General features: G+C 41.6%; 19 protein-coding genes, 1 tRNA gene and 1 pseudogene. 8 read left to right on the top strand and 13 right to left on the bottom strand.

All coding sequences use genetic code 11. From position 1 onward, the window contains the following. Positions 1-20: 20 nt before the first annotated feature. From GSY47_RS24855 to dinB, 5 genes and pseudogenes are all read right to left on the bottom strand, one after another. Positions 21-671: a DUF1345 domain-containing protein gene (locus GSY47_RS24855; RefSeq protein WP_219071591.1), complete on the bottom strand. Its 651-nt coding sequence runs from the start codon at positions 669-671 to the stop codon at positions 21-23. 40 nt (positions 672-711) lie between these two features. Further along, the gene (gene eptA / locus GSY47_RS24850; protein ID WP_219071590.1) at positions 712-2,232 is read right to left on the bottom strand and encodes a phosphoethanolamine--lipid A transferase EptA; all 1,521 of its coding nucleotides are present in this window, start codon (positions 2,230-2,232) and stop codon (positions 712-714) included. Further along, the gene (locus tag GSY47_RS24845) at positions 2,219-3,118 is read right to left on the bottom strand and encodes a phosphatase PAP2 family protein (protein WP_219071589.1); all 900 of its coding nucleotides are present in this window, start codon (positions 3,116-3,118) and stop codon (positions 2,219-2,221) included. The genes eptA and GSY47_RS24845 overlap by 14 nt, the downstream gene beginning before the upstream one ends. Positions 3,119-3,474: 356 nt before the next feature. Next, positions 3,475-5,946: pseudogene (gene dnaE / locus GSY47_RS24840) on the bottom strand (DNA polymerase III subunit alpha); the annotation flags it as partial. A 3-nt stretch (positions 5,947-5,949) separates the two neighbouring features. Next, entirely contained in the window at positions 5,950-7,131 is a 1,182-nt protein-coding gene (dinB, locus tag GSY47_RS24835; RefSeq protein ID WP_219071588.1) for a DNA polymerase IV, read from the bottom strand. A 419-nt stretch (positions 7,132-7,550) separates the two neighbouring features. Here dinB and GSY47_RS24830 point away from each other — a divergent pair, with 419 nt between their 5' ends. Next, positions 7,551-8,000 carry a response regulator gene (locus GSY47_RS24830; protein WP_219071587.1) on the top strand — a complete coding sequence of 150 codons (450 nt, stop codon included), beginning with the start codon at positions 7,551-7,553 and terminating at the stop codon, positions 7,998-8,000. Between the two features lie 63 nt (positions 8,001-8,063). Here the strand turns inward: GSY47_RS24830 and GSY47_RS24825 are convergent, their stop codons facing one another. Then, positions 8,064-8,318, bottom strand: a complete 255-nt coding sequence (locus tag GSY47_RS24825) for a DUF6965 family protein (RefSeq protein ID WP_219071586.1) — start codon at positions 8,316-8,318, stop codon at positions 8,064-8,066. A 367-nt stretch (positions 8,319-8,685) separates the two neighbouring features. Here GSY47_RS24825 and GSY47_RS24820 point away from each other — a divergent pair, with 367 nt between their 5' ends. Both GSY47_RS24820 and GSY47_RS24815 read left to right on the top strand, forming a co-directional pair. Continuing rightward, on the top strand, positions 8,686-10,194 hold the full coding sequence (locus GSY47_RS24820) for a MauE/DoxX family redox-associated membrane protein (protein WP_219071585.1): 1,509 nt from the start codon (positions 8,686-8,688) through the stop codon (positions 10,192-10,194). 90 nt (positions 10,195-10,284) lie between these two features. Next, positions 10,285-10,554: a hypothetical protein gene (locus tag GSY47_RS24815; RefSeq protein WP_219071584.1), complete on the top strand. Its 270-nt coding sequence runs from the start codon at positions 10,285-10,287 to the stop codon at positions 10,552-10,554. A gap of 40 nt (positions 10,555-10,594) precedes the next feature. On the opposite strand, the gene GSY47_RS24810 is transcribed toward GSY47_RS24815, so the two are convergent. Next, the gene (locus GSY47_RS24810) at positions 10,595-11,122 is read right to left on the bottom strand and encodes an alpha/beta hydrolase family protein (RefSeq protein WP_219071583.1); all 528 of its coding nucleotides are present in this window, start codon (positions 11,120-11,122) and stop codon (positions 10,595-10,597) included. 203 nt (positions 11,123-11,325) lie between these two features. Here GSY47_RS24810 and GSY47_RS24805 point away from each other — a divergent pair, with 203 nt between their 5' ends. Next, the gene (locus GSY47_RS24805) at positions 11,326-12,012 is read left to right on the top strand and encodes a hypothetical protein (RefSeq protein WP_219071582.1); all 687 of its coding nucleotides are present in this window, start codon (positions 11,326-11,328) and stop codon (positions 12,010-12,012) included. Positions 12,013-12,025: 13 nt separating this feature from the next. Beyond that, complete coding sequence (locus tag GSY47_RS24800; protein WP_219071581.1) at positions 12,026-13,777, top strand: hypothetical protein; 1,752 nt, start codon at positions 12,026-12,028, stop codon at positions 13,775-13,777. Positions 13,778-14,032: 255 nt separating this feature from the next. On the opposite strand, the gene GSY47_RS24795 is transcribed toward GSY47_RS24800, so the two are convergent. Then, positions 14,033-14,869: a S1 family peptidase gene (locus GSY47_RS24795; RefSeq protein WP_219071580.1), complete on the bottom strand. Its 837-nt coding sequence runs from the start codon at positions 14,867-14,869 to the stop codon at positions 14,033-14,035. A gap of 633 nt (positions 14,870-15,502) precedes the next feature. Between GSY47_RS24795 and GSY47_RS24790 the strand changes: the two genes are divergently transcribed. Both GSY47_RS24790 and GSY47_RS24785 read left to right on the top strand, forming a co-directional pair. Beyond that, positions 15,503-15,673, top strand: a complete 171-nt coding sequence (locus GSY47_RS24790) for a hypothetical protein (protein WP_219071579.1) — start codon at positions 15,503-15,505, stop codon at positions 15,671-15,673. Then, on the top strand, positions 15,670-17,220 hold the full coding sequence (locus tag GSY47_RS24785) for a recombinase family protein (RefSeq protein ID WP_219071578.1): 1,551 nt from the start codon (positions 15,670-15,672) through the stop codon (positions 17,218-17,220). The genes GSY47_RS24790 and GSY47_RS24785 overlap by 4 nt, the downstream gene beginning before the upstream one ends. Here GSY47_RS24785 and GSY47_RS24780 read toward each other — a convergent pair. After that, positions 17,186-17,259, bottom strand: a tRNA-Arg gene (locus GSY47_RS24780). The genes GSY47_RS24785 and GSY47_RS24780 overlap by 35 nt on opposite strands. 117 nt (positions 17,260-17,376) lie before the next feature. On the opposite strand from GSY47_RS24780, the gene GSY47_RS24775 reads away from it, so the two are divergent. Further along, complete coding sequence (locus GSY47_RS24775; RefSeq protein ID WP_179004688.1) at positions 17,377-17,889, top strand: adenine phosphoribosyltransferase; 513 nt, start codon at positions 17,377-17,379, stop codon at positions 17,887-17,889. A 1-nt stretch (position 17,890) separates the two neighbouring features. Here the strand turns inward: GSY47_RS24775 and GSY47_RS24770 are convergent, their stop codons facing one another. The 4 genes from GSY47_RS24770 to GSY47_RS24755 are packed head-to-tail and all read right to left on the bottom strand — an operon-like array spanning position 17,891 to position 20,372. Then, positions 17,891-18,541 carry a response regulator transcription factor gene (locus tag GSY47_RS24770; protein ID WP_179004686.1) on the bottom strand — a complete coding sequence of 217 codons (651 nt, stop codon included), beginning with the start codon at positions 18,539-18,541 and terminating at the stop codon, positions 17,891-17,893. Continuing rightward, complete coding sequence (locus GSY47_RS24765) at positions 18,531-19,313, bottom strand: sensor histidine kinase (protein WP_179004684.1); 783 nt, start codon at positions 19,311-19,313, stop codon at positions 18,531-18,533. The genes GSY47_RS24770 and GSY47_RS24765 overlap by 11 nt, the downstream gene beginning before the upstream one ends. Beyond that, positions 19,286-19,933 carry a hypothetical protein gene (locus tag GSY47_RS24760; RefSeq protein ID WP_179004681.1) on the bottom strand — a complete coding sequence of 216 codons (648 nt, stop codon included), beginning with the start codon at positions 19,931-19,933 and terminating at the stop codon, positions 19,286-19,288. Before GSY47_RS24760 ends, GSY47_RS24765 begins: the two co-directional genes overlap by 28 nt. Before the next feature lie 7 nt (positions 19,934-19,940). Beyond that, on the bottom strand, positions 19,941-20,372 hold the full coding sequence (locus tag GSY47_RS24755; protein WP_179004680.1) for a hypothetical protein: 432 nt from the start codon (positions 20,370-20,372) through the stop codon (positions 19,941-19,943). Between the last annotated feature and the right edge of the window lie 22 nt (positions 20,373-20,394).

Here is a 20,394-nt window from a genome sequence, read left to right as displayed (position 1 = left end):
GCGGCATTATCCGCATTGCCTTATTTCTGGACCATGCTTGAGATTATATTGATGCTCAATGCCAGGATGGTGGTATTGAACATAAAGGAGAGCACTCCGTGCACCAGTGCGGTGCGCCTTATCCTGCGGTCCAGTATGGCTACATCCGATACCTGGAAAGTGGTGCCGATCACAAAGGAGAAATAGACAAAGTCCAGATAGTCAGGTTCTCCCTTACCCGGAAAATCAAGGCCGTTCAGCGAATAGTGCAGATTGGCGTATTTAAAGGCAAAGGTAGTGTGGACAATTGCCCAAGCGGTTCCCACCGATGAAAGTGTCATCACCACATGCAGCGCCAGTTCGGGGCCTGTCTTCTGCTCGGCTGAAACATACAGAAGCACAATTCCCAAAAGGCTGACCGCTGTTGTAAGGAGCATGAAAAGGGAGAGCACTGCGCGTCCCGAATCCTGGTCTTTGGCATTTTTTTTGAGCTCATCCAGACGGCAGGTGAGAATGGTAAACCAGGAGAAGAACAGCTGGGTAAGGGAAAAAGCCAGCCAGACCGCCATGATGTGCACAGAGGGCCTGCTGGTTCCGATCTCAAGGACAATGGCCGTGAGCAGACCCGCCGATGCAGAAATTGCCAGCCTCGACCTGTTGCTGAGCCTGTTTATAAATACAGTTTTATTCATATGAAATTAATTTTTTTGGCTGATGCCGATTGTTTGACTGCTATTGGTAAATGTTCATTTTTTCATCATATATGGGGCTTTCTATATCCAGAAATTTCAGCACACTGTGAAAAACATGGTACTGGGACACCGTCTTATTGGCCTTGAGTTTTTTCGAGCCGGGCGATACCCAGACAATAAAGGGTATCTCAAACTGCTCCCGCGGGGCAATGCCCATCGGCAGGCCGTGCATGTAGAGATTATTTTCACCTAGGGACTCGCCGTGATCCGAAACAAAAATCATCGTGCTGTCAAATTCCCTGAGCTCTTTCAAGTCTGCGATTACGCGGCTTAAAAGGTAGTCGGTATAGACAATGGTATTGTCGTAAGAATTCATGAGTTCCTGCGTTGAGCAGTCTGCAAGCTCAACGCTTCTGCAGACCGGGCTGAACTTCTCGAAGCCTGCAGGATACTTAGTGCTGTAGCTGGGCCCGTGGCTGGTGCTGGTGTGCAGCACCAGAAGTATTTTATCTTTTGTGCTTGCCAGTATTTGCTCTTTGAAAAGGGCCAGCAGAATCTCGTCGTAGCCGCAATTTCCGCCTTTGCAGGCCTTTGAGAGGTATTTCCTGTCCTGGTAATTTTTGATATGAAGCGGGGGCTCCCCCCAATTGGAGGTCCTCCAGATGACCTCCACATTATTGCGGAAAAGGTAGTTGGGCAGTATTTCATAAAGCTCATCGGTCTTTTTATAATCCAGGATTGCCTTGACACCTGCCGTGGTATAGGTCGCGGCAGACACTGCGCTTAAGGGGTGCACATTTTCTGTGGCTCCAAGCAGCGGATTTGTATTTTTACCATAGCCGTAGAGCGAGAAATTGGCCTTTCTTGCGGATTCCCCAATGACCAGCACCACAATTGATTTTTTTTTGTCCCTGATGTGGGCATCGGGAAGCAGGATTTCCTTCTGGTTTTTCTTATACTGGTGCGCGTAAAACAGCGAGGTGTTGACCGCATAGGACCATGGCATTGCCAGCCCTCCCAATTTTTTGGAATTCTTGTCGATCCAGAGCCAGCTGGAGGAATTGACAAAAACCAGCGCCAGGGCAATAAGCAGACTGCCGCCGCAGAGCAGCGCAAACCTTTTAAGGGGCTCTTTTACGGCCTTAATCCTGAAGAGCGCCACGGCGGGAACTATGCCGAGCACAAGCACATAAAGAACCATTCTGAGCGAGAAATAGGCGCTTGATTCCGCATAATTGGTGTTTAGGATATTCCCAATCATGCTTTCGTCTATGATCACGCTATAGGCATTGATGAAATAGAGCGCCGCGGCACTGACCGCAAAAAAAAGCGAAATGAGGATTCTGCCGAAAATTCCGGTAAGGTAGAGCAGCAGATAAAAGACCAGAAAATCCAGCACAAGCATCAGCACTATGAGGCTGGCGATGGTCAATATGCCGCTCAATGCCGCGTAATTGAGATTCCCGACCACAAAACAGAAGAAGGGAAAATGGAAAAATACGCAGTTGGCAAGGCTCAATAGGGCCGCCAGACGGGCTGCAGGGAGTCTACCTTTTAACATATGCGGCGGTAATTTTATAAAGTGATATGGTCAGCACGAATAAAGATAAGTAAAATATGAACAGGTTCTCGCGCATGATTTTGACCAATAGCGCTATCCAGCATCCTGTGAAGGCGATGATGAAGAAGGGATAATATTTTCTGATTCCTATCCATTTCCAGATTCGGTACCTCGTTGAGATAAAAATACCGGCAAGGGCGCAGATGTAGCCTACGATGCCCCCGACAATAACATCAATAGGGTAATGCGCTCCCAGGGCAACCCTTGTGAGGATCAGCCCCAGACCGGCAGCCACAATAAGCACGCACCATACGATCCTGTTTCTCAATCTGGCAGGCATAAAGGCAAACATAAGGATGGAAAGGGCGGTAAAAATGGTGATCGAATGCCCTGACGGCAGGCTATTGTATCCTGACAGAGTCCTTCCGATTATGGTAAAGCTGCCGTTATCAAAGAAAGCTGCCGGCCTTGGCACATGAAAGAGCTTTTTCAGCCCGCTGGAAAACAGGCAGGAAACCAGAAGGGCAGAAGCAAGGCACTCCCATATTTTTGGGGCGTGAAGCACAAAAATGCTCAGAAGGGACGCCACTACCAGCGTATTTCCGGTTTCGGTGAGATTGTACTGCAATTCGGGATACTGGGACAGGACAGAGTTCAGCATAAAGAAATGCTCCCGCTGGACCAGGATATAGGATTCCGCGTGCAGCGCATCGAGCATGAACAGGAACGCGGCAATGAGCAGCAGCAGCACTGCAGGAAGCAAAAAAAGCGTAGGCCGCAGCCTTGAGAAGTTGAATGAAACATAAAGATCCAAAAAGGGATTGACCTTTTCGGACTTGATTTTTTTGATGCTCCCATCGGCATCTTCAAGGAATAACTGGCGCATTTTATAAAACTTTGGCAGACATTGCTTTACACTGGCTTAACACAGGAAAAACATTACGCTGATTTTTTCCGAAAGTTTACAATCCAATCTTGTAATCATCCTGAATTTTTAAAACAGGACTGCGCTTTTATGCCTTGAATTGGTTTTAAATAGCTGTAGATTAGGTGTTTGCGTTTTTTTATTTTTATAAAAAAAACGGAATCAGAGTTGGCCTGCCTGCAATCCGCTCTTGGGATGCGCCTCTTCAAATTGCCTTGCGATGCTTTGAATTTTTAACAGTGAATTCTTGGAGGCAAGAAATCTAAATAGGTATATTTGGATTAAGAAACCACCCAAACAAACAGATCTTTCAAAATGAAATTGTTCATCAGAAGGCTGACCTGCACCAGCAGCTGGTTTTTGGTCTTGCCTGTAAAGCGGAATGCGCCTATAAAAATCAGCACCTTTACATTCTCAATTCCCATCGGCACCCTGTTTATGAAATCTTCCAGCGATTTATAAAGGCCGTTTCTTTCGCGTTCATAGGCGATGAACTGCGAGAGTTTGGAATCCAGGCCCTGCAGGTGCATAAAGCCCAGATAGATATCGATGCCGTAAAGCGAAGTCTGATAATCGCTTCTGTTAACGCAGGGCGTATGGATAACCGCGCCGGCCATTCTGGCTTCGTGCACGTAGATTTCAGTGCGGTAAAACCCTCCCTGATTGTTGATCACGGCCACCATGAATTCAATAGGGTAATGCACCTTGAGGTAAAGGCTCTGATAGCTTTCCACGGCGTAGGATGCGGAGTGCGCCTTGCAGAAGGAATAGCCCGCAAAGGATTCGATCTGGCGGTAGATCTCGCGGCTCAGCGTTTCGGGATGCCCTTTTGCGGCTGCAGCGATAAAGAAATCATCCTTTACTTTCTGAAGCGCCGCTTTTGAGCGTCCCTTGCCCGACATGGCGCGCCTCAGGATATCTCCGTCAGCGGCCGAGAGCCCGCCGTAATGAAGTGCAATCTTGATCACGTCTTCCTGATAGACCATAATGCCGTAGGTTTCCCCCAGCTGCTGCTCGAATACGGGATGGAAATACTCAAATTTTGACGGGTTGTTATGCCGGAAGATGTATTCCTTCATCATACCGGACTGCGCCACACCGGGACGGATAATGGATGAGGCGGCCACAAGGGTTTTGTAGTTGTCGCATTTCAGGCGGCGCAAAAGCCCGCGCATGGCGGGGCTCTCGATGTAAAAGCATCCGATGGTTCTCCCTTCCGCCAGATACACGTTTGCGGACTCTTCGTTTTTGGAGAGTCTCGTGTCACGGATATTGATGCGCAGTCCTCTGTTCTGCTCAATTATTTTCACGGTATCATCAATATGCCCGATGCCGCGCTGGCTCAGGATGTCGAATTTATCAAAACCGATATCCTCAGCGGTATGCATGTCAAAAAGCACAATGGGGAACCCTTTCGGAGGCATTTCCAGAGGGGTATAGTCGGTAAGGGGCTCTTCGGAGATCAGAATCCCGCAGGAATGCATGCTTCTCATATTGGGATATTTCTCCAGCATCATGCCGTATTCCTGAACCAATTTTACAATGGAATTGGGCTCATGGAATTTCATGGGATTTTTGGCCAGCAGGTCAAGCTCGTCTTTCGGAAGTCCGAATACCTTGCCGACTTCGCGGAATATGGAGCGGTACTTGAATTCCACGTTCGTGCCGCAGAAAGCCACATTCTCATAGCCGTAGCGGTCGAAGATGTATTTCAAAATGACATCCCTTTCCTGCCACGACCAGTCAATATCGAAATCTGGAGGGCTCTTGCGGTTCTCGTTCAGAAACCGCTCAAAATACAGATCAAGCTCCAACGGGCATATGTCCGTTATTCCAAGGCAGTAGGCGATGATGCTGTTGGCGCCGCTTCCCCTTCCGATGTGCATAAAGCCCCGGCTGTTGCTGTAGCGTATGATATCCCAGGTGATCAGGAAATAGCCGCTGAATTCCAGATCGTTGATCACTTTGAGCTCTTTTTCCACGCGGGCTTTCGCTTCAGGGTTATGGCGTCCGTACCGCCAGACAAGGCCTTCTTCGGCAAGAGTGGTCAGAAGGGCAATATCTCCTGCTTTGTTTTTGGTGTAATGCTTTTTGTTTTTCGGGCTCTGGAAATCATACTCGAAATTGCAGTGCCCAATGATATATCGGGTATTTTCGATGATCTCGGGATAGTCTTTATACAAGGCAATAAGTTCCGCTTCAGGAATCATCACATCCGATTTCCTGCAGCAGTCCTCAGGTGTGAGTTTGGACAGCAGATCATTGAGGTCAACTGCGCGCAGGATCCTGTGCAGATTGTATTCCCTTTTGGTGCGGAACACCACGGGCTGCAGGATAACCATTTTGGAAATCCTCTTTTTAAGCTCGGGCATGATAAGCCTCGTGAGCTGGTCGGGCCGAATGCCTATAAATTCATTTTCGCTGAGTTCCAAAGGGGCATTTTCCAGAGCATAGATAAAATACACCGAATCAAAAGCGGGCGCCTTTTCAGGCAGCGCAGCGCCTGAGAAATTATGGCCGGTGAGAAACCGGTTCATTTGGGCCAGACCTTCCGCATTTTTGGCAAGCCCGATATAGCGCAGGCGGTGGGCACAGCGGAATTCGATTCCAACGAGCGGCTTTATGCCCAGGGCCTGGCAGCCTTTTATGAAATCATAAATGCCCGTTACGGTATTGATATCGGTCAGCGCTGCCGCGGTAATGCCGCATTCTCCTGCCTGTCTTATCAGATCATCCAGGGGAATAGTGCCGTAGCGGAGCGAATGAAAAGAGTGGCAGTTGAGAAGCATGATTTATTTTTTACGTTTTAGAATTTCGTCTTTGTTATTGGGTTTGAACGATGCGCCGGCGCACCGCATCACGGCATCAAAGCCGTAACGGTTTTTCATTCTGTCCATGGCCTGATACAGGGCAAGCATTTCCTCGGTATCATTGAACAGGTCAATCTGATAGGTTCCCCTGACCAGCCCGCTGAAGCGCACCCCGATAAGGCGCAGCCTCATGCGGCGCTGGTAGAGCCTCTCAAAGAGATCCGTCACCGTCTGGTTCAGGATATGGTCGGCCGAGGTGTACTGGACTCTGGACTGCTTGGTTTCGGTATCGAAGTTGGCGTAGCGTATTTTGACAGTCACCGTTGAAGCGAGCCACTCTTCGGCGCGCAGCTGGTAGGCCAGCTTCTCGACCATGCCCTGTAGGATCCTGTTGAGTTTCAATACATCAATGGTGTCCTGTGAAAAGGTGTGCTCGGTGGAAATGGATTTCCTCTCCGTATAGGGCTCCACAGGGGTATTGTCGATTCCGTTGGCTTTTTTCCAGAGTTCGGTGCCGTTTTTGCCAATCATCTGCTGGAGCGATTCTGCGGGCATTTCAGAGAGCGTCCGGATGGTTCGGATCCCGATGCGGGAGAGCAGCTGGAAGGTCTGTTCGCCGACCATGGGGATTTTGCGGATGGACAGCGGATTGAGAAAGGACTGCACGAGATGCTGCGGGATTTCAAGGTTCTGCTTCTGCTTGCCTTCGCCGGTGCCGATTTTCGATACGGTCTTGTTGACCGAAAGGGCAAAGGTGAGGGGCAGGCCCGTTTCCTTTGTGATGCGCTGTGCCAGCTCGTCTGTCCATTTGTAGCTGCCGTAGAAGCGGTCCATGCCGGTAATGTCCAGATAGAATTCATCGATGCTGGCCTTTTCCACCACGGGCGCCTTTTCCTGAATGATTTCGGTGATGTCATGGGAAAGCCTGGAGTAGAGCTCCATGTCGCCCTTCATGATTTTGGCCTGCGGGCAGAGCTTCATGGCCATGTGGATCGGCATGGCCGAGCGCACGCCGAATTTTCGGGCTTCATAAGAACAGGATGCCACAACGCCCCTGTCGCCGCCTCCTATGATAAGCGGTATGCCGTTAAGCTCTGAATTGGTCAGCCTTTCGCAGGAGACGAAAAACGTGTTCATGTCGATGTGCACTATTGCCCTGTCCATAATCTTGTCATTTATGCAGATCAAAATTAGTACAGATTAGAACATTTTGTAAAAATAAAATGTTCTAAATAGTAACAAAAAATAAAATTCCAGATTTTATGCGGATTTCGACAGCTGTTAAAAAAGACGGATTAATGCATTATTAAGAATTTACATCTGGTTGGCATTGAGGAAAATTTATGCTGGATATGAACTTGTTTATGTTGGAAATTTTTCAATATATTCTGTTATTCTTTTCTTAATTTTCAGGATTGATAATTATTTAATGCATTTCTTGCAATAAAAGCTGTATATTTGTATATTATTAACCGCTCCACGGATATAATTCGATTGTTTATCGATTTACATTAGCTTATATTTATAGAAGCTTATGCAGATTCTTAGATGCTTGTCTTCTGTACTGCCAAAAACTATAAGCTATGAGTGATGCAGTCCATTCCCATAAAAATATCTATTTAGCAGATGATGATGAAGACGACAGAATGCTCTTCATGGAAGCTGTATGCGATCTGGAGCTTTCCGCACTGGTAACAACGGCGGCAGACGGCGCTGAACTGCTGGATCTGCTTTTCCAAAATTCCCGCGAACTTCCCGAGATTATTTTTCTGGATATCAATATGCCGGGCAAGAACGGCTTTGAATGCCTGCAGGAAATCCGCAGTGCCGGCAGTGCTCTGAAAACAGTCAGGATCATTATGCTCTCCACCAGCAGAAGCCCTGAGAACATTGATCTGAGCTATGAGCTGGGAGCTGATTTTTATGCGGTAAAGCCCAGCACTTTTCAGGGGCTGAAAGAGCTGCTTCTGAGAATATTTGAGATGGACTGGCGGATGATTAAAAAGCAGGAGAGCCAGTTTCTTCTGGTTTAGAATATTTCACTGCGCCAAAAAAGCAGGGCATTACAGATAAAAAATATCAAGCGGGCTGGAATATCACGATTCCGGCTCTGCTTCACTCTGGTTTTCTGCCGCTGTATCCTTAGCCGCAGTTTTTTTCATCAGCAGATAGAAATCCCTTAGGTGCCAAAATGCCGGGCATCTGTCAACGGGCCCGTTAAAGTTTCTGATGGTGCTGTAGCAGCTCCTGAGAAAAACCTGCGTATCGGTAATATTTGCCCATTCGGTCAATCGTACTTCCTTGGGCGGGGGATTGTTCTCAAAATAGCGTTTTATTTCTTCGTGGTTCATGCCGCAAATTTAGGCAAAAAGCCCCGCACTTACAAGGTAAGAACGGGAGCATGGCACTTAATATGCTGCGGATTCATCGGTTTTTCCAACAACATTTTGAAAACCAATTGCATGCGGCTTCCCTTAAATCATCCCTTTTTATGCCTTTAGAATATTCGTTTAAGACCTAAAAGTGGATAGGTAGAAAAATACTTATAGGAAAAATAGACCATTTTTTATAAATAATGGATGAATTTTCATAATAATCACTTGATGCAATTGATCTAATTTGGCACTTTGAAAATGTACCGCAGATTCAGCCATTTTCTGCAAGAAGCAAAACTGCTCAGAATTTAAAGGAATATGCTGTACAGCAAAAGTATTGGACATGAAAATATCAGATTCTCTTAAGGGTATTATAGTTGAAGCCATCTGCCTGCTTTATATATTTCTTTTCGTTTATGCTGCTGTGAGCAAACTGCTTGATTTTGAAAATTTCCAGATCCAGCTCGGACAGTCGCCTTTAGTAAGTGCATTTACTCTTTATCTCTCATGGTTTATACCGTCAATTGAGCTGGTGATCAGCATACTCTTAATAATCCCTTCAACAAGGAGGGCAGGACTTACAGCATCTTATTTTCTGATGGTGATGTTTACGGCTTATATATTTATAATACTTAACTACAGTTCTTTTGTGCCTTGCTCCTGCGGAGGAATACTGGAGAAGATGAACTGGACGCAGCATCTGGTTTTTAATTTTGTTTTTATTTCTCTTGCTCTGCTTGCCCTTTGTCTGCAATTTTATAAGAAAAGCAGTGGCGGTCTCAGAATGACTCTAAAGTATGCAGCATTCCTTTTCTTGCTTACTTCTCTGGCCTCGGGTATTGTCATAGGACTTTTTATATCCTCAGAAAGAATAATCCACCATCATAATAACCAGATCAGAAGGTTTCCTCATACGCCGATGAAAAAAGGCATCAAATTGGATCTTGGAGTAAGTTCCTATTATATAGCTGGAGCAGAAGGTGATAAAATATATCTGGGAAATACAACAGCTCCTATGCTTATTACAGTGGTTGATAAAAGCTTGCAGATTATTGAAAAGAAAAGGATTGAAATTGAGACGGGAAACAACAGATTCAGGGGGCTTAAAATAGCTGTCAGACCACCTCATTTTTTTGTGACCGATGGGACAATCCCAATTATTTATAGGGGCAGGATTTCAGACTGGAAAATAGAGTATGCTAAAAAAATAAAAGAGTATTTCGCGGCAGCTGTGCCAATAGATTCCGTTACTCTGGCTGTCCGTTCTCACAGTTCGATTACCGGGGAGAGCATTCTAGGCATAGTAGATATACAAACTGGTGAAACCATTTTAAATCCGGAGCTGCTTATCAAGCAGTTTGACGGTGTTTTTGATCTGGACGGGCAGCTGCTTTATGGAAATGCGCTTGGGCAGGTATTGTATGTGTATGCCTACCGGAATCAGTACACTATTGCAGACAGAAATCTCGGTCTGGTAAAAAGAGGCAATACAATTGACACGATTTCAAGGGCACAGCTCGAGGTGATTACGGTTGAAAAAAGCCAACTAAGAAAACTGGCAAAACCGCCGCAGTTTGTCAACAAATCAAGTGCTTTATCTGGCTATAGGCTGTATGTAAACTCGGCAGTGCCGGGAAAATTTGAAAAGGATGCTCTCTGGCGATCAGCCAGCATAATTGATGTGTATGATCTGCGGGATTCAAGTTATCTATATAGTTTCTGTATCTATGATATTGAAGGGAAGAAAGCCAGAAGTTTTGTTATATCTGGTGATCATCTTTACGCCCTGATAGGAAGCCATCTTTTCCGCGGCACCCTCAATGAAAAAAGAATGAAACAGTATGAAAAATAAAGCTGTAAGACAGCAGAAATCTATTGGCCAAATAGCAGGAGAAGATCGAAAACCTGTGATAGAGTAGATCATTAACTAAATACTTACATTATGAAAACCAAATTTTTTAATTATGCATTTCCGTTGGCTGCGGCCTTAATCGGATTAACAAGTGCCGCCAGTACAAGTTCTATCGGCAGTAGCACTACAGCCCCAATTATGGGATATAAGCAGATTGATAATGAAAATGTCTGCGAACCGATACAGCAATGTTCTAATTCTGGAAATTTTGACTGTACAGCGTCGTCCGATAATTCGCAGCTGTATGAGCGCTCAAGCGGTACGTGTCTTGTTCCATTAAAAAGGGATACCGCAAACTAATTTCTAAAAAGGAAGATGCCGCTTAAAGCGGCATCTTTTTTTAATCCATTTTAGGCAGCATCCAGTCCTTAACTGGGCCATTTTTAAGATAGCGGTCGAACCACTGCTGTACTTTCAGGGTCATATCTTCTTGGCTCAAGGTGCCCGTAAGATTATGTGCTTCATTGGGGAATACCAGCATGATGTGTTCTTTATTTAATCGCCTGAGGGCAAAATAAAATTCATGGCTCTGCAGGGCATTGACGTGCGTATCATTTTTACCTGTCCAGGAAAGAAGCGGCGTTGAAACATTTTCGGCGTGCAGTACCGGTGAATGGTCGAGATAAACATCCCTGCTTTCAAAAAGTGATTTTCCAATCCGAAGCTGATCCGACTCAGTGCGGTAATAATCCGCAAGTGCAAGCGTGGTGCCCATATAGAGGTAAGCGCTTACAATGTCGCTCCATCCTGCTCCTGAAATTGCCGCAGCAAAACGGTCGGTCTGGGTTATGATTAGATTGGTCTCATAGCCCCCGAAAGAATGGCCCATCAGGCCGAGCGGCATATGCAAATTATGCAGGTGTTTCAATAGGCAATAAATTAATTGGATCTGAAAAGACTGATACCGGGGAATTAGCTATTAGATTCAATGTCGTAAATAAGGTTTCCCTTGCGCAAGATGCTAGAGTAGCTATTCCCGATTACATTTATTATGCTGGTTACAAGATTCCGACCGATGTAATTGAAACAGGTGACATCGTTGCGTCTGTAACTCCGATTGGTCCTAAAGTAATGCCGCGCCCCTTAGGGAGCAGTATAGAAAGAGTCAATTCGGGATATGCTGGAACGCTTGGCCTTAGAGCAAAAGTCAATGTTAATGGGAATGTAGTTTTATGCGGAATGAGCTGTTATCATGTTTTGTTTCCAGAGGAACTGAAAAAAGGGGTGCGGGAAGTTTTTTCGCCTGATGACAGTAAAATATTAAATTCTCATGGGGTAGTTTCGCCGGCAATGTTGGATTTAAATAACACTATGCAAAGAGGTATAGGGAATGTAGTTACAGGCTATTTTAACTCCTATGTTGATATTGGCTTTTTTGAAACAACTAGGGAATTGGCTGCAAAGGATATATATAGTTTCAAACCAATAAAATCCATATATGAGCTGACACTCAATGATGTGAATACTCTTAAAGTTAAATTATGCGGCAGAACATCGGGCGTTGTTCAGGGTAAAGTTGTTTCAGTGAGGACAGATAACGATATTATATACTTTAAAGGTACATCCAAGCAGTTCAAGCATGAAATACAGGATCTTATTCAAGTGGAAGTACAGGCGGCCGCCGGTGATTCGGGTTCGGCAGTCGTAACGATAGAAGATGAGCTTTTGGGAATTTTGGTAGCCACTGATAATCATTATGCTTACATAATTCCTATGCATGCTGTCACAAAAAATTTTGACGTCGAATTTGAATTTTAAATAGATTATAGATATGAGAATAAAAGTACTGTTTTTTTTGATCTTCTCTTTGAGCCAACTTACCAATGCCCAAGATACTATTCCTTCAGCGGTCATCAAAAAAAAGCTGGAGAGAGAGGATCTGGGTAAAATCCCTCCCACCTATACTTCTGGGTACGCGTATTGCCAAAAAGATGCTGCAGAGCTTGAAGTGTTATTAACAATTGGTAAAGAGGGTGATAAGGCGCTGAAAAAAAATACCTTTAAGCTTAAGCTGATAGGCGGTTCGGAATTCATTGATGCGGAGAGCGTTGATGGAATAACGCTTACATTTAAGCTTAAAAATCCTTTGCAGAGCGTGGATGCGGCCAGTTATCAGCTTTGCAATTTGGATAAAATCACTTATTATCAATATGTCCTGCACGTGAACAAGAAGGATAAAGGCTCTAAGCCAATAGCGCCAATTACACTTAGTGTTTATACTCCGCAAGCAGATGTATGCACTGGATGTGAGAATGTAGGAAATACGATTAGCTATGATTTTGGCGCTAACAAAACGCAAATTAAAAGGAAAGAAGGCAGTAATAAGTCTCCATACGGGAAAGATTTAGGTGAAGGGTATCTTCGCAAGAGATGGTTTGCCCTTCCTCATGTGGGGGAGGAATTAGAGCTTGAAATTATAAATGTAAACCCTTTTAAATACGATGTTACCATTTCAGATGAAACAGTCAATATCCATTCATCAACTTCGCCATTTTTAACAAGTGTTTTTACTCCTGCCGCTAGTGCCGCAGGAGCTGCCAAAGCTGATGATAAAGATAGTTTCATCAAAGTCGTGGAGTCGCTTGACGAGGCTCTAACCCAAAGAACGGCGGAATATCAACGGGAAGGGGATTGTTATAATCCGTGTTCCGATGTTAAGACAGCGGATGCAGAAATTAATCAATATTTTAAAGATGTGTATGGTTATGACGGTAGTAAAACCCTGGAAGCATTTTTGCTGCAAAAAATAGAAGTAATTTATAATGGAAGTGAAGGGGATGAGGCAGCGATGAAAGAAAAGAAGAAATTGAAGGATGTGGTCTCTAAATATATTTTATTTAAGACGTCGGCTATGGGCAGGATAAGCTACAGCATTCCACAGGTTAAGAATGTAGATCAATATATTTTTACAGTGAATATAACTCCAAAAGCGAATATGAATGCGGGTAAGCGCCTTGTAAATGCACCAATTACCGTTGATATCCTAGGTGGTTTCCGGGCAGATGTAACAACAGGATTGTTCACTACTTCACTTATAGATGAAAAGTATCGTATTTTTGCTGATAGTACGCAAGTCGTAGGATCGGATCCGCCAGCATTTGCAAAGAGAAAAAAAATTGTAAAAGAGAACTGGGGAAATAGAGATTATGGAGTATCGGCTTTATTTCACTTCTACTACAAATTCAATCCATACATTAATCCATCTTTAAGTTTAGGTGCGGGTATGACAATCAGCGATAAACCAAAGCTTAGGTATTTTTTAGGGGGAAGCCTTCTTTTCGGAAAAACGAATAGGCTAGCATTGACCTATGGTGCTGCTATGGGGCAGATCGAAGAACTTAGCGATCGCTATGCTCAAGATAGTGATGGTAATATTTATACTTCTAATGCTGATACAAGCGTTGATCTAAAAAAGAGGTTTCAAATTAAGCCATTTGTTTCTCTTACCTATAGTATTCCTGTTTTTGAGAAAAAAGAAAAGGTAAAAGCAGAGGAAACAAAGAAAGAAGAAAGTAAGAGTTAATGAGTTTTACCTAGTTATTGTTTTAGGTAGAAAACATTTGTACTATAAAATAGCGGCAGAATGGCTTAAATCTTAAATAGAGCATTTAGCCATTCTGCCGTAGTTTGGCTAAATAATAATTTGAAGAGATATTAAATTAAAAAGGCCTAAGCTCAAGGAATTATAGTACTATTTACATTCCCAGTAACAATGATTACTTTAAAAAATAAGTAAAATTGGTTTCGAGGATATGGTAGGGTTGATATGGGTTAATTTCTAAACTAACTTTTCAAAATCCAAGATTTTACAGCTGTTTATGGCGGCCCCCAAATTGATTGGAATCTGTGTGGTAACAATCTTTTTCTTTTTGATTTTGACTCTTTCTATTTTGCCCTCTGCCGTGAATTGCGGCCCTTCATATAAGATTCCGAGTAAAAATAAACGGTATTTAACAAAATAGTGATTGTCATTTCTGTCCAGATACTGGCCGATATTGTAGATCAGGATTGGCGATCCGCTGGAACCAGGGATAGATGCCGCATCAATTAAAAACTCCTCGTAGCCACAGTATGGCAGTCTCGGATTAGTGGCTGTTATGCCTTTTCTTGCAATTGGTTTGTTGTTATGGCTGTCCCAGAGGGCATCAGGATAACCTAGCATAATAATTTCCTCAATTGCACAAAGGCTGTCAATTTCTTCTTGCGATGGAATTAGGCTCGCGTCAAAAGACGTATAAAAAAAATCCTCTTTTATTAGATGCATAATCGATTTTATAGGCAAAATGCACAAATCAATTTCGGGATCAGGATGTGGTGTCCAGTGGGATTCAAAGTTTTCAAGAAAAATTGTAAGATGTTCCGTATTTAATGGTTCTCCGTTTTGATCTTTTTTTGTCAAGGTAAACTGGCCATTTTCAACCTCTTCAACTACATGCCAGTTGGTGACAATCGCTAAACTGTCCATAGTTTCTGGTGTCTGGGGATTGAAATCGAAAAAGAAACCGGTTCCGATTCCGCCATTTTTGTCGAAGGTTTCAATTTTAACAGTTGATGATGATATCAGATCACTGATAGATATATGGGCACTGGTATTGTCTGAGAAGTCTTTTCGCATTTTATTTATGTTCTACTGTTTCATTTTTTTTAAAGGTAAAGTTTATTCAGTGGCTCAATTAACTTCCGAATATTTGATATGAGCCTCTACTTCGCGATGCAGCGCAATAATTTCTGCGATGATTTTTGATGCCGTTGAATTCCGTTTACCATAAAGAGATCTGGCTACAGAGCCTTGCTTATTGTCGACGGAGTTTCCAGCATAAAGAAGTTTCTGTTTGATTTGGTCTTTCAAAGGTATCAATTTGTTGGGTACAGGAGATCGCAGGACGCTCCTTATCTCAAGTTCTGATTCGATCAATCTTTCCTTTGCGGAGCCTTTGCCAATACAGAGTTTGTATATTAATGTGGAACTTTTGCTGATAAAATAATTAAATCTAGAATCCATATTTAAATAAAATTATGCTAAAAGGAAGATGGTATAGAATCTAAATTTGCCACTGGCAAAAAAGGCAGAAAGCAAATGGGCGATTTTCTAATTGTAAATATACTTTTTATAAACAACAAAACAGCTATCTCTACTTCATAGACAAGAACGTCCATATTATGCCAGAAAAAGCCGCTTTACGCATCATCAGATTTTATTAGGATAAATTTCTTTCGAACGTAATTATAATCTAAACTGGATAAGGAGATGGAAAATGAGACAGGTTACAATGAATCGAAAATTACAACTGAAAAAGCGCAGCAGATGCTTAAATCTGAAGGCTTGGAGGTGACTTTTGAACAGGCTGAAGAAATCTTGTATTTCTTGAGAAAAATTGCTAATATCGCTGTTTTGAAATATTTAAACGAAACAAAATGAGCAAGATAGCAGATTTATATATCAGGGTAAGCACCGACGAGCAGGCTGAGAAAGGCTTCTCCCAACGCAATCAGGAAGAGATGCTTAGAAAATATTGCGCCATCAACCATATACAGATTCGTAATGTGATTTATGAAGACCATTCCGCAAAAACTTTCAACAGGCCGCAATGGAAAAAATTTCTTGCCAATATAAAAAAAAATAAGAATAAGATTAGTCATGTGCTTTTTATGAAATGGGATAGGTTCAGCCGTAATGCTGGTGACGCTTACCAAATGATTAATCAGTTGAGGAAATTAGGAGTTGAGCCGCAGGCTATTGAGCAGCCGCTAGACCTGAGTGTACCGGAGAATAAAATGATGCTCGCGTTTTATCTTGCTGCCCCCGAGGTCGAAAATGACCGCAGGGCCCTAAATACCTTTCAAGGGCTCAGAAGAGGTAAAAAAGAGGGCAGGCATATGGGTATGGCCCCTTATGGCTATGCTAATAAAATAACTGAAGACGGAAGGAAATATATTGCCATTGTACCTGAAAAAGCTGCGAATGTTATATGGGTGTATGAACAGATTGCAAAGAATATTTTCAGTACAGAATCGATTTATCAGACAGCCAAAGCAAAGGGAATGGGAATTTCCAAAAACAACTTGTGGCTTATCATAAGAAACCCGCTTTACTGCGGAAGAATCTTAGTTCCGAAGTATCGTGATGAGCAAGAGAGATTAGTTAAGGGGCAGCATGACGCGATAATAAGTGAAGATCTGTTCTACAGGGTACAGGATATTCTTAACAGTAAAGGACGTACGTACAGGCCTAAAATTAAAACAATTGAGAATTTTCCCCTTAGAGGCTTTTTCATGTGCCCTCAGTGCGGTCAAAAGCTAGCAGGGAGCAAATGCAGAGGAAGGAGCAAGGATTACTACTATTACCACTGTGATAGAGTATGTAAGTGGAGGGTAAATTCCGATATGGCCAATAATATATTTAAAGGACATTTAAATAAATTCAAGCCCTTGGCTGAAGTAAGAAAATTATACAGTGCAGTTCTGCTTGAAGCATACAGAGAACATACTGGATTGGTTATTAATGAGAAGAAGAAATCCTTGGAGCAGATTGGGGTTTACGAAAAAAAACTGGCGGTTGCCAGAAACCTGCTGGTGACGGAGAAGATAGATGCCGATGACTATCATCTAATGAAAACGGAATGCAATGCTGAGATCAGCAGACTAGAAAATGAAATTGGCAATGTGGATGAAGACAGGGCCAATATTGAATCTTTAATGAACACAGGACTGCAAAACCTTATAAAGCTCGGTGAGGCCTTTGGTGACGGGTCTTTAGTCGATTCCAGAGAGATTATCGGTTTAATTTTTCCTGAAAATTTCACATTTCAAAATAACAAAATACAAACCGCTAGGATCAATGAAATGTTCAAGTGTATCTATCTGGTAAACAATAGATTACGGGCAAAAAAAAACGGGACAAAAGATGATATTTTTCTTTTGTCCCGAGTAGTGACCTCGACTGGATTCAAACCAGTAACCTTCTGAGCCGTAATCAGATGCGCTATTCAGTTGCGCCACGAGGCCTTGTTTTTGCTATAAGTAAGCTATTTTTTTGTAGCTTTGTTGATTGCTTATTGCGGGTGCAAAGATAGACATAAATGTGAGATAAACAAGGAAAAAATAACAGAAAATTAAAAAAAAATGAAGATTGAAAAGTATATACGTGATATTCAGGGTTTTCCTAAAGAAGGAATTTTGTTTAAAGATATCACTCCGCTACTAATTAACCCCGAAGCAAGAACAAATTGCCTAAAAATTCTGGTTGATTCTTTAGAAGGAAAGAAAATCGATAAAGTTGTAGGAGCAGAATCCCGTGGTTTTTTCTTCGGAATGTTATTAGCTCAGGAATTAAATGCCGGATTTGTTCCTGTGAGGAAGCCTAAAAAGCTTCCGTATGATACTATTTCTGCTTCTTATGAATTAGAATATGGTTCTGATAGTCTGGAAATGCATACCGATGCCATTAAAAAAGGAGATCGTGTATTAATTCACGATGATGTCTTGGCAACTGGCGGAACAGCAAAAGCAGTCTGTGAATTGGTAGAGAAATTAGGAGGCGAAATTGTACAATGCAATTTTTTAATGGAACTTACTTTTCTTAACGGAAGAGAAAAAATAAAAGAATATCCTGTTTTTGCTGTATTGACTTATTGATTCAGACTAAAACAATTTTATGCTTAATGGCATAAAGTACGAGTCCGATTCGGGTTTTTATTTCCAGTTTGTCAAAAAGTATTTCGCGATAACCGTCAATAGTTTTAGGACTTAAACACATTTCTGATGCAATTTCTTTATAAGTCATTTCAGTGCAGGCATGTTTGATAAAGACAATTTCTTTTTCCTTCAAACTAATCTTTTTATTGTCGCTGTTCACTTTGTTGATGAGCATTCCCGAAACCAATTCGGTGAAATAAAAGCCCTTTTCCATAACGCATTCGATGGCTTCTCTAAAAATTTCGGGAGAAGTATCTTTTAATAAATAACCTTTGGCGCCGTTGGTAATCATTTTGATAATAATTTCATCATCATCGTTAACTGATAACGCAATTACTTTTAGGTCTGGTCTGTTGTCTTTAAGCCATTTCATGGTGCTTAATCCGTCTAATACGGGCATGTTGACATCAAGTAAGATAAGATCAATTTCGGCAGAACTATTTTCTTCGAGATAATCAATAAACACTTTGCCGTTTTCAAAACGTTCTATCACTTCATAATCTCCAAAACTCTTAATCAGAAGTTCAAGAGATTGAGAAAATAATAAATGATCATCTACGATTATTATTTTATTTTTTGGATTAGTTTTCATGGCCTTGAGTTAAGGGATATTCAATTGTTACACTTGTTCCAGTTTTATCAGAATTGAGAATTAGTCTGGCACCAATTAGTTTGGCTCTTAATTTCATATTGTTCAAACCCAAACCGGAATTTGATTTCTTGAGATCATATCCAATTCCGAAATCTTTTAATTTTAATCTGAAAACTGTGTCAGTAGTTTCAATAAAAACATCAAATAAATCGCTTCTGGAATGTTTTAAGCTGTTATGAAGTGCTTCCTGAAAGATTCTGTAAATAATCAATTCATGTTCTTCATTTATAGCTGGTACCGTCCCAATTTGATTTAGATTGTATTTAATTTTTTTGAGTTTCTTAATTCTTTCCAGATCCTGCTGAATGGCTTCCAGGAAATTGTTCTGCAGTAAATTGTCTTTATTGATAATTCGGGACAGAATTCTTAATTCGTCCAGCGATTTGGCTAAAACGGCTTTTAAATCTTTAAGTTCTTCAATATTTACATTTTTATTGCTGATTGAAATATTAAGTTGCATAATGGCGACCGAAATAATCTGACCGATATTATCATGCAGTTCTTTACTGATTTCGGATAAGGTCTGATCTTTTATCTCGATTCTGGTTTTGACTAATTCGGACTGGAAATACAAATCGGCTTCCATTTTCTCAACTACGAAATTGTTTTTCTTCTTTAAAAAATAGAAGAAAATGATAACTAAAACGATAATGAGGGTAAAGAAAACGATACCCAGTGAAATGACTAATAATTGTATTTCTTTTCGCTCCATAGAAATCCGATTATAAAACAGCTGTGTGCCAGGAAATTTAAAATAAACAAAACGAGACTAAAAATAGATTCGTCCTGTTTGATTAAAAACCAGTTTATTGCAAGCATAAATGGTGTAAAAGGAACATGAAAAACGAGTATTCCTAAAACATACCAGAAAAAGACCGACTTTTTAAAATTTAATATTTTCTCAGAATTAAAAATCTCAATCAGATACAAACAGGATAGTATCAATACTAATAAAACACCAATTGCAAAGCTGTAGGTAAAAGAGCGATTCATGTCATCTTTAAAATACAACAGATTTAAGCAATAAGCAATTACGAATAAGATCAAAAAGGCGATTGAGGCAATTCTGTTATTGTATTTGGTTAATAAGGCTCTTAAAAGTAGTATATAGGCAGAAAAACTGGCAAACATGTAGAAATTGTAAACGTAAAAATTTAGTAAACCCGTCCATTGGGTAAAATAGTAGCCTACAATTTCGGTTATGATTGAAAACCAGATTAAAAGTACTAAAAATTTAGCTTTATTGCCAGGAAGTTTTGGCAGTGAAAGTGCACCAACGATTCCTGATAATAAAGCCAGATAAATGATATAGGATCTTAAAAATTCAAACATAAATATATTAGTATAATAAGCTTGGTGGTCTTCCGATGTTCCCGTAGTTCATAGGGTCAAGGTCTTGAATGTCAGTTGAAGTAGCTTCTTGTTTTAAAGCAAAACTTTGAATTTTTTCCGTATTTTTTTCTGCTTTTTTTCCTGTTGGAACTAAGAATAAAGTAGTCAATCCTGCTTTTTCGCCATGTTTTTCATCATCAGGATAAACTCCAAAATAAAAACGGATTCCATCTACATTATAACCTTGTTTTGTTCCGTTAGTTTTGATATAATGGATATAATTTTCTAATTCTTCCAAAGAGTACCAAATGGCATTTGCATCTTCTTTTTCTGCTTTCTTAGCTGTAAGCGAATTTCTTTTATTGTTGTAATTCACATTTAATTGTCGGGCAAATTCTTTTGTAATTAACTGACTCGGTTTTGCGGGAGGATTTTTCATGATTTAATTATTATTTATTGGT

This window comes from Flavobacterium quisquiliarum, from assembly GCF_019308285.1.
Classification (GTDB): domain Bacteria; phylum Bacteroidota; class Bacteroidia; order Flavobacteriales; family Flavobacteriaceae; genus Flavobacterium; species Flavobacterium quisquiliarum.
The sequence above is the reverse complement of the archived record's forward strand: the minus strand, read 5'-3'. Positions and strand labels throughout refer to the sequence as shown.